Annotated in this window: 16 protein-coding genes; 11 read left to right on the top strand and 5 right to left on the bottom strand. The window is 40.3% G+C overall.

Translation table 11 applies throughout. The annotated features are described in order from the left end of the window. The first annotated feature begins 49 nt into the window (after positions 1–49). The 6 genes from MKY34_RS17770 (at position 50) to MKY34_RS17745 (ending at position 5891) form a co-directional block, all read left to right on the top strand. Positions 50–1603, top strand: a complete 1554-nt coding sequence (locus MKY34_RS17770; RefSeq protein WP_342512449.1) for an SNF2-related protein — start codon at positions 50–52, stop codon at positions 1601–1603. Between the two features lie 240 nt (positions 1604–1843). Further along, a complete protein-coding gene (locus MKY34_RS17765) occupies positions 1844–2626 on the top strand; it encodes a YqhG family protein (protein ID WP_342512448.1) in 783 nt (260 codons plus the stop codon). A gap of 144 nt (positions 2627–2770) precedes the next feature. Next, positions 2771–3292 (top strand): hypothetical protein, encoded by a 522-nt coding sequence (locus MKY34_RS17760; RefSeq protein ID WP_342512447.1) that lies wholly within the window; start codon positions 2771–2773, stop codon positions 3290–3292. A gap of 147 nt (positions 3293–3439) precedes the next feature. Next, positions 3440–4255 (top strand): lipid II flippase Amj family protein, encoded by an 816-nt coding sequence (locus MKY34_RS17755; RefSeq protein WP_342512446.1) that lies wholly within the window; start codon positions 3440–3442, stop codon positions 4253–4255. A 522-nt stretch (positions 4256–4777) separates the two neighbouring features. Next, entirely contained in the window at positions 4778–5386 is a 609-nt protein-coding gene (locus MKY34_RS17750) for a hypothetical protein (protein ID WP_342512445.1), read from the top strand. A 127-nt stretch (positions 5387–5513) separates the two neighbouring features. Further along, positions 5514–5891 (top strand): SET domain-containing protein, encoded by a 378-nt coding sequence (locus MKY34_RS17745; RefSeq protein ID WP_342512444.1) that lies wholly within the window; start codon positions 5514–5516, stop codon positions 5889–5891. Between the two features lie 177 nt (positions 5892–6068). Here the strand turns inward: MKY34_RS17745 and MKY34_RS17740 are convergent, their stop codons facing one another. Next, complete coding sequence (locus MKY34_RS17740) at positions 6069–6680, bottom strand: sterol desaturase family protein (RefSeq protein WP_342512443.1); 612 nt, start codon at positions 6678–6680, stop codon at positions 6069–6071. 222 nt (positions 6681–6902) lie between these two features. On the opposite strand from MKY34_RS17740, the gene MKY34_RS17735 reads away from it, so the two are divergent. From MKY34_RS17735 to arsC, 5 genes are all read left to right on the top strand, one after another. Beyond that, positions 6903–7211: a metalloregulator ArsR/SmtB family transcription factor gene (locus tag MKY34_RS17735; RefSeq protein ID WP_342512442.1), complete on the top strand. Its 309-nt coding sequence runs from the start codon at positions 6903–6905 to the stop codon at positions 7209–7211. A gap of 112 nt (positions 7212–7323) precedes the next feature. Beyond that, entirely contained in the window at positions 7324–8745 is a 1422-nt protein-coding gene (locus tag MKY34_RS17730; RefSeq protein WP_342512441.1) for an NAD(P)-binding domain-containing protein, read from the top strand. A gap of 197 nt (positions 8746–8942) precedes the next feature. After that, positions 8943–9290: a metalloregulator ArsR/SmtB family transcription factor gene (locus tag MKY34_RS17725; RefSeq protein ID WP_342512440.1), complete on the top strand. Its 348-nt coding sequence runs from the start codon at positions 8943–8945 to the stop codon at positions 9288–9290. A 14-nt stretch (positions 9291–9304) separates the two neighbouring features. Then, positions 9305–10603 carry an arsenic transporter gene (locus MKY34_RS17720; protein WP_342512439.1) on the top strand — a complete coding sequence of 433 codons (1299 nt, stop codon included), beginning with the start codon at positions 9305–9307 and terminating at the stop codon, positions 10601–10603. A gap of 22 nt (positions 10604–10625) precedes the next feature. Beyond that, the gene (gene arsC / locus MKY34_RS17715; RefSeq protein ID WP_342512438.1) at positions 10626–11045 is read left to right on the top strand and encodes an arsenate reductase (thioredoxin); all 420 of its coding nucleotides are present in this window, start codon (positions 10626–10628) and stop codon (positions 11043–11045) included. A gap of 114 nt (positions 11046–11159) precedes the next feature. On the opposite strand, the gene MKY34_RS17710 is transcribed toward arsC, so the two are convergent. The 4 genes from MKY34_RS17710 to MKY34_RS17695 all read right to left on the bottom strand — a co-directional run bounded on the left by MKY34_RS17710 (position 11160) and on the right by MKY34_RS17695 (position 16495). Continuing rightward, entirely contained in the window at positions 11160–12128 is a 969-nt protein-coding gene (locus MKY34_RS17710) for a bile acid:sodium symporter (protein WP_342512437.1), read from the bottom strand. Positions 12129–12173: 45 nt separating this feature from the next. Continuing rightward, the gene (locus tag MKY34_RS17705; protein WP_342512436.1) at positions 12174–13055 is read right to left on the bottom strand and encodes a cation diffusion facilitator family transporter; all 882 of its coding nucleotides are present in this window, start codon (positions 13053–13055) and stop codon (positions 12174–12176) included. A gap of 499 nt (positions 13056–13554) precedes the next feature. Then, complete coding sequence (locus tag MKY34_RS17700) at positions 13555–16161, bottom strand: heavy metal translocating P-type ATPase (protein ID WP_342512435.1); 2607 nt, start codon at positions 16159–16161, stop codon at positions 13555–13557. A gap of 13 nt (positions 16162–16174) precedes the next feature. After that, the gene (locus tag MKY34_RS17695; protein WP_342512434.1) at positions 16175–16495 is read right to left on the bottom strand and encodes a metalloregulator ArsR/SmtB family transcription factor; all 321 of its coding nucleotides are present in this window, start codon (positions 16493–16495) and stop codon (positions 16175–16177) included. Positions 16496–16528 lie beyond the last annotated feature (33 nt).

Here is a 16528-nt window from a genome sequence, read left to right as displayed (position 1 = left end):
TTTTTGGGACAACCTTATAAGAAAGGGAAAGTCACATGAGGTGATATGGATGAAGATTGAAAGGTCAGCGGTATGGCAGGAAGGCTTGATCGAACGGTTGGAAAATCGTGTACCATGGGATAATTGGACATTATATAACATGAGTTATGAGACGGCTAAATCGAACTTAATTACCGATTTTCATGGGCTTCTATCGCCTCCCTATTTACCTAATCTCAAGCCGCTTGCTCATCAATTAAGCGTGGCAGAAACGGTCATTGAAAGGATGAATGGCAAGGCGATTTTGGCGGATGAAGTAGGACTTGGGAAAACGATTGAGGCGGGTTTGATTTTGAAGGAATATCTCATTAGAGGGCTTGTGAAAAAAGCGCTCATTTTGGTGCCGGCTTCACTTGTCAATCAATGGGTTGAGGAATTGCATTACAAATTTCACATTCCCGCAATTCAGTATAAAAAAAATTACGATTTAAACTACTGTGACGTTGTCGTTATGAGTATTGATATGGCGAAAAGAAGCCCGCATAGAGAAAGTATTTATGCGCAAGCATTTGATTTAATCATTATTGATGAAGCGCATAAATTAAAGAATCATAAAACGAAAAGTTATGAATTTGTTCAGCATTTAAAGAAAAAGTTTTGTTTATTGTTAACGGCTACGCCAATTCAAAATGATGTGTTTGAACTCTTTTATTTGATTTCATTATTAAAACCGGGGCATCTTGGTAATTATGAGACGTTTCAAGCAGCCTTTTCCGCACAGAAACACGATGTCGAACACGAAGAGTTTTTACGAGAATTGGTCAATCAAGTGATGGTGCGCAATCGTAGGCAGGATACGGGCATTGACTGGACGAATCGCCATGTTCAAACGATTCCACTCGATTTTTCACCAGCGGAAAAAGAAGTCTACGGGCTGCTGTCACAATTGAAAGAAGTCTCGCCTATTTTTGCCAATGCCTTCTCGGTGTTAACGCTTCAAAGGGAAATGTGTAGCAGTAAGGAGGCTGTCTATGAGACCTTAACAAAAATGCAGCAAAAGTCTCTGGAGCCCGGTGCCGTTACGCATATTGAAGGCATACTGGAAAAATTACGCGTACTGGAACGAAATGCTAAAGCGGAAAAGGCTTATGAGCTTATTATGCAGGCCAATGATAAAGTTATCCTCTTTACCGAATACCGAGCGAGCCAAAGCTATTTACAGGAGTATTTATATTCCAAAGGCATTTCGAGCGTCTTGTTTAACGGGAAATTTAGCAAAAACAAACGGGAGTGGATGAAGCAGCTTTTTAAAGAACAAGCACAGGTGCTCATTGCGACGGAGTCCGGAAGTGAAGGGATTAACTTACAATTTAGTCACCATGTCATTAACTACGATTTACCTTGGAATCCGATGAAGTTAGAGCAACGCATTGGACGGGTTCACCGTTTGGGGCAAGAGCAGGACGTGCATATTTACAATTTGGCCGTTCAGCATACTGTGGAGGATCATATATTAGATTTACTTTATGCGAAAATTGGTGTTTTTGAAAAAGTCGTCGGCGAGTTGGATGACATTTTATCTTCATTCAGCGGAAAACTCCCACCTCCACGGGTGGCGAGATGAATGCGGTTTTGTTTCCTGTTCAGTAGGTGTTCAAACACTAGCTGAACGAAGAATAGAAGGCAACCTAAGTCCGCCGCGTCCTGCGGCGATGGTTGCATGACCAACATCCTGTTGGCCTGCGGATGTCACAGATTTTTAGAGGAGCTTTTCGAGCCAGCTCGAAAAAAATCTGGACGCAATTACGCTGAGGCGTAATTGAATGTATGTGCTGTCAAACAGTCTATGTAAAGGAGAATGTGCATGTATCCCCAACAAATTCATCAGTATGTCCAGCAATTTTTTAAGGAAACAAATTGCCCAATCGTCTATGCCGATGATCAGGTCATCCAAGTGCAATTAACGATTGATATGGATAAAAAAATCATGAATCGCCCGTTTTATTGGAAATATATTGAAAGTACCGATGCGGAGCCGAATCCCGCTCTATTGACGTTGGTGACCAATACGAATCAACTTGCGAATAATGTGCGGGGAGAAGTGCTGCACTTTGGTTCGCCCCGACTTAGCCAACTGTTTCAAGTCACGAGGGAGATGGGTTCTTTTGTACAAATGTATGAGCAAGTAGCGAACGACCGCGAACCGCAGCTGGTGTTAACACCATGGCTCGCTGTTAATTACAAAGTCGCCTATTGCAGTGATCAAACGAAGGAAATGCTGTATTCGTTAGGCATGAATTTAATGACGGGGCAGGTGGTTGATGGCTTTCATGAATCGTTACGTGTCTTGAAATTGGACTCAACCCCGCCGGAAAATGCCTATCCTTTGCCATATATTATAAAACCTCTTCATGCACTTAATCGACTCGATACGCAATTGGATAACTTTTTGTTGCATGAAGATCATACATGGGCGGAAGAAGCGAAGCAGCGCTGGCAAAAGGATTGCAGAGTGTTGGCCTATTTTTATGAAGGTGTAGAGAATAAACCGGAGTCCTATGCCATTGAGAAAGAAGCGTTGGATCAACAATATGCGGCAAGCATTCACGTAGATATTATCAATGGTGGGTTGTTTTATTTGAAGTAGAAGTGCTTGGACATTATAGAGGGAACGAGAGAGGTAACCTACGTAACAGTGGGTTGCCTTTATTTATTTGGTATACTTAGGGAAGTAGAGGGCGGACGTTTAATCGACAACTAACCAAGCCCTAGGAGCAAGGAGGAAAAAGTTTTGTACGATCCAACCATTTTTGAAAACTTAAAAGTCGCATTCGAAAACCATGTCTACGATCTCGATAACTTAGACCGGAAAATCGACATTATGAACAGACAGGATCGCATGGATTTTGCCGTACTCAATCGGGAATTCGCCATTCAGTTTGCACTCGTCAGTCAGCCAGATATCACAGCAGAGATTGTGCTAAAAGCCTCGGTGAAAGAGCTGGCAGAGGAAATTTTAGAAGTGGCTAGCGAGCAAATCGGCTGTGCATTATCCGTCCGCTTCACCAAAACGGTGCACAATGTCACCACGGAATGTCCGCAAATTGAGCAAGCCCTCAACGCCATTTGGGAAACAGCCATCCAGCTCACGCAAACATTGAGCTTTGTGCATGGACAAGTCCAGCCTAGTTATCAAAACGACATTGACATGCAGTTCAAGTCTACTATAAACGAAGAGCATATGGGCGATCTTGCAGACTTCCTAGATCATGTGTTGCAGTCGTTGGAAGTGCTGAATGCGATAGATAGGTAGGGGAATCAGCCCTCTCACTTTGAATAAAATAGGTAAATATTTGAATGTCTTACATCTGTTCGCTTATACTTGGTGAACGGATGTTTTTTATTTGTAAAATGTTGGGCGGTAAGCCTCTCACTACTAAACATAAAGAAGGTATGCATTGTGGATTTTATAACAGAAAAAGTACTATTAATCTTCCTTTTTTTATTCATCATCCATGCGGTAGAAACACTTGCTTATGCGGTGAGATTGTCGGGGGCGAGGGTCAGGCTCATTGCTTCAGCGCTGTCACTGTTTAATATAATGGTCATTGTTTCAAGATTAGCGAATATGATGCAACAACCCTTTACAGGCAGTCTAATCGATGCTGCACGGAAAGAGAATACGTTGGAATTTGTTGAAGGGCAATTTAGAGTGCTCATTGGTGCCTCCACTTTCGGTACCTTATTCGGTATTCTGTTACTTCCCACTTTTATCGCCTTATTTTCGCGGGCAATCATTCATTTAGCAGAAGAAAAAGGGTCAGTTCCCGCCCTGATGAAAAAAGGAATCACCTTAGCATACATAAAACGTGGAGTCAAACATTTTCATTTACCAAGATTCTCTTATTTGAAAGACATTGCGATTAAAGAGATTCCGATAAAGTTGTTACTGATCAACATGGTAATAACCGCCATTTATACCATTGGCGTATTATCCGCTTTATACGCCGCCTTGCTTGCACCAGAGCGAGCTTCAACTGCGATTATGGCTTCAGGTCTAGTAAATGGTATTGCTACGATTTTACTAGTGATTTTCGTTGACCCGAAAATCTCCGTCTTGGCAGATGATGTGGTCAATCAAAGAGGGAGCTACCTCACACTCAAAAGGATGTCCGTCATGATGATTACGTCAAGGTTACTAGGGACAATCCTTGCACAAGCGCTGTTTATCCCTGGGGCTTGGTATATTGCTTGGTTGACTAAATTTATTATGTAGGGGCTAGATTTTGATTCGAGACATGCAATAAATCAGCTAGAGTGTTTATGGCTTTACATAAAGGAGAAGAACATGAGATTACAAGAAATCATTGGGATCATAAGGGAGTGTTTTTTGCTAGCGTTAATCGCCGTAGTTGTTTTGGGAACCTCTTTTGTTTGGGGTATTTCATTGTTTATAAAAAACTTTTCGAAGAGTGTGGTACAGCGGATGGAATGGAGAAGACGATCTTAATACCAGGAATCTAGAAAATGCTTAGATTTTAAATGACGTTACGTTCACCCTGTTCACCTAAGAGAACGGGGTTGTTCGTATGAGTGAGTACCCCGAAGCCACTGGATTTGCGTGTCTCCATGTAGAGGATTGGTTGCGAGGGTATGGACACGCATCGAAAAGCGTCCAAGCAAAAAATAATAATTTGAGTAAGTTACTATATGAGTTGAACGAAAGAATCCAATCAGCTAGAGAATGTGAAAAATCATAAGTTCAGCTTATATAGTAAATATAAAAAGAGGTGCTTTTTTGAGTGCGTGTAAAAAGAATTGTTCATGCAACCGTTGTAAAAGTCATCGTAAACCATGTGGCGTTGTCCCAGTATCAAAAGCACTAAAAGGAATAGATGTATGCCAAATACCTAAGTGTGATTGTTCAGGTAGAATGATTATTCCGGTTTCTGGTTTTACCGTTAGTATTTGCCCGAATTGTACCCTTCAAGGTAGTTCTGTTTCAATCGAATTTTTGAGTGCAACATTTAACTCGACAGTTGTAAATCTCCCCCAGTGTATATCTATTGATACAGGCACCATTCTACAAGTCACAGGGTTTGGTACAATAATAGATGGTTCATCAATCGCTCAGGTTACTTTTATGCTTCAGTTATTTGACAGCTTTGTTGGTGTCGATGAACTAGAATTTTCAGCATCCGGCCTTGATCAAAATGGAAATCCTTTTACTGCTACTGCTGTTGTGACGGGACCAGAAGTTCTTATGGTTAATTTTTGTAGTTCCTGCCACTCGTCTTCTCGGAAGATGATTCACAACACTGTAAAATCACAAAAACCTCAGGAAGAATTCAATAAAGGAAAACTTGTGATGACGCTAAACGGACAAATCGAAGAGAAAGAACTTTAATGGCAATTCAGTTAGGCTATTTTTCATATGCAAAAATAATTTGAAGGTCGCCCCTTAAAAAGAGCCCCATACTCAAATTCCTGTTATAGTGAGAAAGAAGAATCTAAAAGTGAGTAGGCGGCCAAATATGATTGAGGTAAAAACATCTTCAATAAGTGACGGAGAATTCAACAGAGGAGTATTTGCGACATGTGATGTCAAAAAAGGAGCGCTCCTACATGAAGCACCTGTCATTTCTTATCCAAACGACGAACATCAACACATTGAAAAAACCATGCTCGCTGATTACGCATTTGAGTATGGGTTAGGCCAATCTGCTATCCTTCTAGGCTATGGAATGTTGTTTAATCATTCCTATGAACCGAATGCAACGTATGAAATTAATTTTAACAATCGCACCTTCGACTTCTATGCGCACACAGATATACAAGCAGGAGATGAAATTCTCATCAATTATAACGGCGACGTTGATGATAAGGATGAGCTGTGGTTTAATCGGGAATAAAAAAATATAGGATTTTTGCCCCTTTGGATAAAATAATCTAAAGGGGTGTTTTGGTGAGGTATAGTTCATTAACGATAGGCTACCTCTTTCTAATATATTCAGCCTCTTGCATGGCCAATGCAATTTTCCCTCGGGTATGCCTCGCTTCTACTATCTTCAGTCATGCCACTCTTCACATTACATTCTCTTTTCTAAATTACGAGCCGTCGGGCTTTTTTCAACGTCTTTGTTTTCTTTAAAGGTTCCAAGCGTTTTGTCGAATGAAGTATGCGTGACGCCGAACCAATAATTTTCATTTTTAAAGTGATGCAGCAGATGATGTTTTTTAATGCTTTTCCCGATTTTTGTACGGGGTTGTATGGGCTTATGGGCAATATAATGTTTCCATTCATAATAGAGGAAGTAAGCGACTAAGCCTGTTGCGAATGCCGACGTCAGACTCGTACTCTGCGTTATGAGGAAAACAATCAATCCATAAAGGATAAATCCCGGAATGCTGAACCATAACGGAAGAAACAATAATTTTAAATTATCCGGGTCGACATGATGATCATAATGCAATCGCTTAATCATCTTCAGCATGAACGGGTTTTTAGGTGTTTGAATATGAAACAAAAAACGATGGACTACATATTCACTTGTTGCATACGTCAGCATGCCCGCAGCCAAAGCTACCCAGGTTCCCAAAGAGAGTATATGTGGCGCGGTTAAAGAAGCGCAAACGAACAAAATCAGTAGCATAACCGTAACATCTGGGAAAGTTCCAAATTCCTTTACATATTTCCTCATATCCAATCAGGCCCCTTTTAGTATCACTATATATGAATAATTCAGACAGTACAATGGTGATTTCAAGGTGCCATGGAAAATAAAATGAAGTCTATAGCGTGGAGATTTTCATGTATCCACTCACGTTGATGTTAGGGCTTGTATTGTTTTCATTGACACTTTGTATATATAGCTATAATATAATACATATCAAAAATAATTGATGTGAGGAGAGCGGTAATCATGATTAAACAGCCGGATGTTTGTGATACAACTTTACTCGACTATGAGAAGAAATTTAAAGCTTTGTCTGATCAGAAGAGACTTTATATATTGCGCATTTTGGCTACAAACGGAAAAACCTGTGTGTGTGATTTGAGTGAACTACTAGCATTGCCACAATCTAAATTATCGTATCATCTAAAAGTCTTATTAGATGTGAACTTTATTTCTGTTGAAAAAGAAGGGAAATGGAATTTTTATTCAGCTAATTCTAATGAAATAAAGAAGATTTTATCTTCGGATCTTTGTTGTCTATTTTATCCTGGATAACTTTTTTTGAGCGATACATCAAAAAAAGTTGATGTGTCGATTATTTTATTGGAGAAGTAACAGCTAAATATTTTGAGCAAGCCATTCAACTACTAGAAAGAGGGCATTTTAAATGAAAGAAATTAAATTATTTACTATAAAAGAGACATCGTGCTGCAGTGAGGAACCAACAACGATACATGAATCAACTTGCTGTTCATCGCCTGAAGTGACGGTAGAAAAACCGGAACAAAAGCAATATAACCTAGATTTACCCGTAGCCATTATTGGAGCTGGTCCAGTAGGACTTGCGGCAGCAGCACATTTAACAATACAAAAGGTGCCTTTCATTGTCTTTGAATCAGGTGAAAATGTAGGCAACAATATCCTTCAGTGGCAACATGTTCAACTCTTCAGCCCTTGGCAATACGATATTGATAAAGCAGCACGTCAGCTACTTGAAGAAACCGATTGGGAATCACCACAGGATGATATTTTACCGACAGGAAAAGAGTTGGTAGACCAATATTTAGTACCTTTAAGTACAGTACCTGCCTTACAAAAAGCCATTCGATACAACTCAAAAGTGATTTCAATCTCACGTAAACAAAACGATAAGATGAAATCATTACATCGTGAAAAACAGCCTTTTGAAATTTATATCGAAAGAAATCATGCTATTGAAATAGTAGAAGCACGTGCAATTATTGATGCGACGGGCACATGGGGGAAGCCAAATCCTGCTACTTCAAATGGTGTTTGGTTGAATTCTGAAAAACAATGCGCAAACCACATTGAATATGGTATTCCAGATATAACGAAACGTGTGAAACGCTATGCGGATAAAACAGTTGCAGTGATTGGTAGTGGGCACTCTGCCATTAATACATTGTTAGAATTGGCCGATTTACAAAAAGAATTTCCGGAAACCAAATTGATTTGGATTTTGCGTAAACAAAATGTAGAAGATGCTTACGGTGGCGAAGAAAAAGATGCACTTGAAGCGCGCGGGGCACTTGGTTCGAAAATACATGCATTGGTTGATTCCGGAAAAGTGCAAGTCTATACACCGTTCTACACCGTACAAGTCAAACCAATGAATGGACAAATGGCGTTAGTAGGAAGTTATGAAGGCGAAATGACAACTGTAGAAGGGGTTGACGAGTTGATTGTCAATACTGGAAATCGTCCGGACTTTTCAATCGAACAAGAACTCCGATTGTCCATTGACCCTGCGACAGAAAGTATCGCAGCACTAGCACCACTCATCGATCCAAACGAACACAGTTGTGGTACCGTTCGTGCGCATGGTGAAGAAATTCTACGCCAGCCGGAAGAAGGTTTTTATATTGTAGGTATGAAGAGCTACGGTCGTGCACCGACATTCTTAATGGCAACAGGATATGAACAAGTACGTTCAATAACAGCTTATCTTGCGGGAGACATAGAAGCTTCAAAACGGGTTGAATTGGAATTGCCTGAGACGGGGGTTTGTAGTGTTAATTTGCAAAATCTGAAAGAAGAACCAAGCCGTAGCACAAATTGCTGTTCGTAAAAAGATGTAACAGAATTTGAAGTTATGGAGATTGAATTGCTACGAATGCGATAAGGGTATTTTATTCCACTACATAAGGTGCTTGGTTCTAAACGTTTTGGAATCAAGCGCCTTATTTATTTTTTCTCTAAAATGAATAACACGCTTGCGTATATAAGCATATGATTATATGATGGTGAAGAAATGGAGGAGGGTCTATGAATCAACCTGTGACGACAGATATGCAAAGAGCATCACAACTGTTGAAATTGCTTGGGGATCAAACGCGTTTGACGATGATGAAATTACTGCAATCGCATGATTGCTGCGTCTGTGAATTTGTAGAAATTTTTAAAATGAGTCAACCGGCGATTAGCCAGCACTTGCGTAAATTAAGAGATATTGAGTTGGTGAAAGAAACGCGCAAAGGGAAATGGATTTTCTATTCGATCAATGAAGATCACGCAGATTATCCATTTATACAAAGTGTTCTTGAACAGCTTCCAGGGCAAGAGGGGTTAGTCACTGAATTAGAAGCACAGGGTTTGCGAATTTGTTGTGAGTAGGGAGAGAAAAAGAGTTGACTTCAGTTATTGTGGCATCATTAATATTTATTATTACACTGATTTTTGTTATTTGGCAGCCTAGAAATTTATCGATTGGCTGGTCTGCCTGTATTGGGGCGGTAATCGCTTTAGTAGTAGGGGTAGTTAATTTTCAGGACGTCATAGACGTAACGGGGATTGTCTGGAATGCTACGCTTGCTTTTATTGCTATCATCATTATTTCATTAATCTTAGACGAAATCGGATTCTTCGAGTGGTCTGCACTACATATGGCGAGATTAGCTAAAGGTAGCGGGATTCGCATGTTTGTTTACGTCAGCCTTCTAGGTGCAGTAGTCGCTGCGTTGTTCGCAAATGATGGGGCTGCCCTCATACTAACGCCAATAGTGCTTGCAATGGTACGAAATTTGAATTTCAATGAGAAGATGATTTTTCCATTCATCATTGCCAGTGGTTTTATTGCAGATACGACTTCCCTACCGTTAGTCGTGAGTAACTTAGTCAATATTGTTTCGGCAGACTTTTTTGGTATCGGTTTTGTCGAATATGCATCTCGAATGATTGTCCCGAATTTATTTGCATTGGTAGCGAGTATTTTGGTATTGATGTTATTTTTCCGTAAAAGTATTCCCAAGAATTATAAAGTGTCAGATTTAAAACAACCGAAGGATGCTATTAAAGATCTTAAGTTGTTTCGCTTGGCTTGGGTAATTTTAAGCGTGTTACTTGTAGGGTATTTCTCTAGTGGTTTCACAGGTTTGCCTGTCTCTATTATTGCTGGGCTTACGGCGATATTCTTTATGATTATGGCACAAAAAAGTCCAGCCGTTCACACGAAGCAGGTACTCAAAGGTGCACCTTGGGCTATCGTGTTCTTCTCTATCGGGATGTATGTGGTGGTCTACGGATTGCGTAATGTTGGTCTGACAAGTGTCTTGGGGGATGTCATTCAAATGGCGGCCAATCAAGGACTTTTTGTCGCAACGATTGCGATGGGCTTTATTGCGGCGATATTATCTTCGATTATGAATAATATGCCAACCGTTATGATTAACGCCTTAGCCATATCGGAAACAACTACAACAGAGCCGATTCGCGAAGCATTGATTTATGCCAATGTCATTGGCTCGGATTTAGGTCCAAAAATTACGCCTATCGGTTCGTTAGCCACCTTATTATGGTTGCATGTACTTTCTCAAAAAGGTGTGAAAATCTCTTGGGGTAGTTATTTTAAAATCGGTATACTTTTAACGGTCCCTACACTTCTGTTTACACTAATCGGGCTGTATGTATGGCTGTCATTCATCCAATAAAGCACAAAAGGAGATTTTCATGATGTCGAAAAAAACATTGTATTTCTTATGTACGGGGAACTCCTGCCGTAGTCAAATGGCTGAAGGATGGGGCAAAAAATATCTTGGTGATGACTGGCAAGTTTTGAGTGCAGGAATTGAAGCGCACGGGGTCAACCCGAATGCTGTAAAGGCGATGAATGAGGCTGGCGTTGACATTTCGAATCAAACTTCGGATATGATTGATCTACAAATCTTACATCATGCTGATTTTGTCGTGACGCTTTGTGGTGATGCAGCTGATAAGTGTCCGATGACACCAGTTCATGTTAAACGTGCGCATTGGGGATTTGATGACCCTGCAAAAGCAGAAGGAACAGATGAAGAAAAATGGGCATTCTTCCAGCGTGTACGCGATGAAATAGGGGCAAGGATTGAACACTTCGCTAAAACTGGAGAATAAGAAAAACAGGCTGTGGATTCACATCACTCCGGCATTGTTATCGGATATTTTATGATAAAGTTGTATACGAAAAAATCGTCTTCAAGGGATGTATTCCTCCTGAAGACGATTTTTCTATATTTTTTGCCGTAATAGTAGATGAGGTACTAGCCGAATGTAAATGAGCGAACCTGCAAGCTCAACGATTGTCTGTGTTACGATTACGGCGGCTACTAGCGTGCTTATATCATCGGATAAAGATAAGGCAAGAGGAAGAACTACGAGCGAATTGCGTATCGAGCCACTGAAAATAAGCGCACGTCCTGATCCGATATCGAGCTTAAACCACTTAGCGATAAATCGAGAAATCATCGGCATGATCATCATAAAAGCAATATAGATTGGAATTACTTTAATAATTAGGTTCATGTGGGTAGATAATTTCCCTATCTGAGAGGCTACGATAACAAAAAGGGTCAGCGCCATGAACGGAACAGGCAGCCATGCTGATAGATTCAATATTCTATTGCCGGCAGATGCTTTCTTTGCAAATAGCTGTATGGCGATAGCGATTCCCAGTGGAATGACGATGAGACCGACAAATGCTTCCAGGAATGGACCTAGTTCCACGATTCCTACAGCTTCTCTACCCATAAATAACCATAAGTACAAAGGTAATAGGAGCATTTGTGTAACGAAAAGAATAGGTGTTGCCATCAGTAATAGCTTTTCATTTCCGCGACCGAGTGATGTGAAAACAATGACATAGTCAATGCAAGGTGTTAGTAATACTAAATACACCCCCAGCAATAACGGTGGATATTCGGGTAATAACTTTGATAGAATCCATACCACAATGGGGACTGCTATATAGTTAACGGCTAATAGAGCCAAGATAAAACGTCGATTTGCAAACGACTCTTTTAAAGACGTAAATGGAATCTGGGAAAACATACTATACATTAAAACAGCGATGACAACAGAAATGGTTCTATCGAATTGTCCTGCAACATCTGGAACGATTAATCCAAATCCAGCTGCTATCGCTAGGACAACAACATATAGCCAAACTTGATTATTTTCTAATTTCTCTCTAGTAATCACGAGTAGATAGTCTCCTTATTGTTAGTTGTCCCAGTCATGTATTATTCAATCCCTAGTTGATTCAGGCTCCACATGGACATGGACATCGTAAACACCATGGTTCGTTATCAAAGCTTGTTCAACAAGGCTTGCTATATCATGGGCACCTTGAATATCTAACGATGCGTCGACTACAATGACAACATCTATGACTTCATTATTCCCGTAGTTCCTTCCTTTAATTGTTTTAGTAGCGATAACTCCATCTACTTTTCTGATGACATCCTCATATCGTTTAATTTTATCCACATCAAATCCATCTGAAAGTTCGTGTGAGGCTTGTTTGAAAATATCCCAAGCGGTTTTACATATGAGTAGCCCAACGATTATGGCAGTTAATGTATCCAACCATGGCATATTCAATTGTGAACCGAATATCCCTATAGCCGTTCCTATACTAACCCAAGCATCCGAAATATTATCTTTTGCAGCGGCCATAACTGCTTGGCTATTAATTTTTTCGGCTAATTTTTTGTTGTAGCGGTAGACAAAATACATCACGAATGCAGAGAATACACCTACATAAGCAGCACCAATATGAGGGGATTCCTTACCTCCTTGAAACCCAGTGGTAAAGGCTTCCGTTAATACTTGAATCCCAACGGCTAGCATAATGAAGGAAGCAACCATTGAGGCGATAGTTTCACTCTTCCAATGACCGTAGCGATGATTTTTGTCAGGTGGCTTTTGTGAAAGTCTTAATCCTACTAGAACAGCTATGGATGCAATGATATCCGTTGTATTGTTTAAGCCATCTGCTTTCAAAGCCGCAGAGTCACTCAAATAGCCAACAACTAATTTAATAATGGAAAGGAATATGTAAGCGATAATACTAAGGATTGCTCCACGTTCTCCTAATTTAAGATCATTGTATTTTTGGTTTTCCAACACTTTCGCTCCTATCTATTCTTAGATATACAGCTGCTTCGTATAAACGTTATTTTTATCTTCATTCAGCAAATCTTTTTGTACTGAAAGCGAAGCGTCAGCTACAGAAAACTCCCACCTCGATAGGTGGCGAGATGAATGCGTTTTTGTTTCCTGTTCAGTGGGTGTTCAAACACCGGCTGAACGAAGATAAAGCCTCCGGCGGATGTCACAGATTTTTAGGGGAGCTTTTCGAGCGAGCTCGAAAAAAATCTGGACGCAATTACGCCGAGGCGTAATTGATGTTAATTGCCTAATGTGAAATACTTTCCTTTAGGCAACAAAAACCCTTGACTGATTCCAGTCAAGGGTTTTGGGTTAAAAAAATATAGTTTGGCATAGACGTAAATTGTATCATTTTTATCATCACTCACTAAAATTAGGCGTCTAATTATCATAACAAAAATCATTAGAAATAACAATTGAAGTGGTAACCATTTCGTCAAGGATTATAGAGTGACTATCCTTTGACTTTTAAAAGACGAAGCGCATTTAAAATAACAATCAGCGCAGCGCCGGTGTCACTTAATACAGCAACCCATAGCGTTAACCAGCCAGGGACAATTAAGAGTAAAGCTACGATTTTTACGACGATTGAAAACCAAATATTTTGTTTGATAATGGCCAATGCTTTTCGGCTGAGCTTCATTGTATGTGGCAGTTTCTCTAAATTGTCAGCCATCAAAACGATATCGGCAGTTTCCATTGCCGTATCTGTACCAGCACCGCCCATCGCTATGCCAAGGTTTGCAGTCGCTAGGGCAGGGGCGTCGTTTATGCCATCGCCAACCATGGCTACTCGATAGCCTTCTTCTTGCAATTGTTTGATGGCATCTACTTTTTCTTCCGGTAATAATTCAGAGAAATAGCGATTCACGCCTGCTTCCAAAGCAATTGCTGTGGTGGTCCCTTCGTTATCACCCGTCAGCATAACAACTTGTTCAACGCCTATTTTTTCTAGGTTTGCGATTGACCATTTAGTTGCTTTTCGGATCGTATCTGATACGCAAATGATCCCTAAAATTTTTTCAGCAGTCCCTATGATGATAATGGTTTTTCCTTCATCTTGCAGTCTGAGAATTTCTTCACGGTAATGATCAATAGGGCTGTTGACCTCTTCAAACAGTTTTATGTTTCCCGCGAAGTAGGGGATATGACTGATTGTTGCTTGAATCCCTTTTCCGGCATGATTTTTAAACTCCACCCCACTCTTTGCTTGAATGTTTTTCCCTTTTGCGTAATCCACTATTGTTTTAGCGATGGGGTGTGTGGAGTACTCCTCTAACGTTCGAGCGATTGATAACATGTTTTCTTCTGATTCATTAAAGACCATGACATCAGTAACTTTTGGTTTTCCTTCAGTGAGCGTTCCGGTTTTGTCAAAGGCGATGGCATTAATCGTGCCCGCAGTTTCTAAGAATGTTCCACCTTTAATCAGCACGCCATTTTTGGCGGCATTTCCAAGTGCTGAAACAATGGCAACTGGAGTTGAGATAACGAGTGCACAAGGGCATGCGATGACTAACAGCGTTAACCCTTTATAGATCCATTCATCCCAACTACCAAATCCAAGTAACGGGGGAACGAGTATGACTAAAAGAGCAAGCATGAATACAACGGGTGTATAAATACGTGCGAATTTATCAATAAACGCTTCAGTAGGCGCCTTTTTCTCTTGCGCTTCTTCCACTAAATGAATGATTTTAGAGATTGTTGTATCCTCTATTAGTTTCGTAACGCTAACGCTTAGCGATCCATGTTCATTGATAGAACCTGCATAGACGAAACTACCTTTCCCTTTATCGACAGGGATGGATTCTCCTGTTATCGCGGCTTGATTGACACTGGATTCGCCCTCTATTACATCGCCGTCTAATGGGATTCGATCCCCAGGCTTTACGACAATCACGTCATGAATGGCTATCTCCTCAACAGGCTTTTTGATTAATTCATTGCCAACTTTAACCCAGGCTTCTGGTGGGGTTAACTCCATAAGGCCACGAATTGACTTTCTTGTTTTTTCGATAGCACGATTCTGTAAATTAAGCCCTAATGCAAATAGCCAAACAACGGTCGCCCCTTCAAGCCATTCACCTAGAAAGGCAGCTCCGATTGCAGCAGCGGACATGAGGACGTTCATGTCTAACGAACGACTTCTGATCGCATAGTAAGCACTCTTCACAGGCTTATATCCACTTATCATCATTGCAATGGCATACATTGTTATCGTTAGATAAGAAGAAGTGCCCGTATAAGATCCGATAAATCCTAGCGCAATGAATATACCTGAAATAATGACAGCTCCATTTTGATTATTAGAACGTGTGGGGGAAGGCGTCTGCTGATGGGTAGTGATGAGTGACGCTTTAAATCCCGCTTTAGCTACTTCGTTCATAATGTCTTCTGGGCTATTTTCATGTTCAATTTTCATTTTTCCCGTTGAAAAATTAACCTGGACGTGTTTGACAGTAGGAAGATTATTCAAGTGGTTTTCAATTGTTAAAGCACAAGATCCACAATCCATGCCTTCTATAAAGTAATTCTTCAAGTTGTTATTCACTTGTATAGGTTCAACTTCAAAACCAAGTTTCTTCATTTGTTTTTGGATGGACTCAAATTCCAGTTCTTCAGTCGAACGTACTTGCATTTTTCCTGTATTATAGTTCACGTTCACTCCATTGATATTTTGTTGAGTGCTTAAACTTTTTTCAATGGTTACCGCACAAGCTGGGCAATCCATTCCATAAACTCGAAACTCTTCTTTTATTCCCTCGCTAAGGCTTATGTTAACCGGATCTAAAGTCTTTTCTGAACTACTGCAACAACTACTTTGCATACTTGAGTCCTTGTCGGATTCCTTATTACTGCAGCAAGTCGTTGTTTTGGTGTTTTCTTCCTCAATCTTCGGAGGCGTCTTACAACAGTCGTCTTTGACTACTGTATTTATCGTGTTACTACTGCGACAATCCGTCTTTTCAACTTGCTTTGCTTGGTTACTACTACAGCAGGTTGTTTGTTCCTCTATTTGGGGGGATTCTGCTTTGGTCGAACAGCATTTTTTATCCATTGTAAGCACACCCTTAACTAATATGATTTTTACAGCAAGCCACATTGTCTTCGATTTGACTAAGTACATGATCAAATGTGTCTAACAACTCTTTAATTTGCTGATTTCGCAATCCATAGTAGACGTATTTGCCCTCTGGCCTTCCTACAATGATCCCACATCCTCTGAGGCAGGCTAAGTGTTGCGAAATATTGGACTGATTACCTTCTATACTTTCAACAATTTGTGAAACAGTCTTTTCTTCATATTTGATGCACTCCAATATTTGAACCCTTGTTTTATCTCCGAATGCACGTAAAAACTTCACTTTAAGGTCTAAATCAATCTGAGTCATACTATCTCTCCTAATTTATATTAGACAGCACTA

The sequence above is a fragment of the Sporosarcina sp. FSL K6-1522 genome (genome assembly GCF_038622445.1).
Taxonomy (GTDB): domain Bacteria; phylum Bacillota; class Bacilli; order Bacillales_A; family Planococcaceae; genus Sporosarcina.
This window is presented reverse-complemented; position numbering and strand designations above follow the sequence as displayed.

What these genes read in the sequence shown, in the direction of transcription:
- MKY34_RS17770 (WP_342512449.1), top strand. Translation starts at nt 50, where the DNA reads ATGAAGATTGAAAGGTCAGCGGTATGGCAGGAAGGCTTGATCGAACGG.
- MKY34_RS17765 (WP_342512448.1), top strand. Translation starts at nt 1,844, where the DNA reads ATGTATCCCCAACAAATTCATCAGTATGTCCAGCAATTTTTTAAGGAA.
- MKY34_RS17745 (WP_342512444.1), top strand. Translation starts at nt 5,514, where the DNA reads ATGATTGAGGTAAAAACATCTTCAATAAGTGACGGAGAATTCAACAGA.
- MKY34_RS17740 (WP_342512443.1), bottom strand. Translation starts at nt 6,680, where the DNA reads ATGAGGAAATATGTAAAGGAATTTGGAACTTTCCCAGATGTTACGGTT.
- MKY34_RS17735 (WP_342512442.1), top strand. Translation starts at nt 6,903, where the DNA reads ATGATTAAACAGCCGGATGTTTGTGATACAACTTTACTCGACTATGAG.
- MKY34_RS17730 (WP_342512441.1), top strand. Translation starts at nt 7,324, where the DNA reads ATGAAAGAAATTAAATTATTTACTATAAAAGAGACATCGTGCTGCAGT.
- MKY34_RS17725 (WP_342512440.1), top strand. Translation starts at nt 8,943, where the DNA reads ATGAATCAACCTGTGACGACAGATATGCAAAGAGCATCACAACTGTTG.
- arsC (WP_342512438.1), top strand. Translation starts at nt 10,626, where the DNA reads ATGTCGAAAAAAACATTGTATTTCTTATGTACGGGGAACTCCTGCCGT.
- MKY34_RS17700 (WP_342512435.1), bottom strand. Translation starts at nt 16,161, where the DNA reads ATGGATAAAAAATGCTGTTCGACCAAAGCAGAATCCCCCCAAATAGAG.
- MKY34_RS17695 (WP_342512434.1), bottom strand. Translation starts at nt 16,495, where the DNA reads ATGACTCAGATTGATTTAGACCTTAAAGTGAAGTTTTTACGTGCATTC.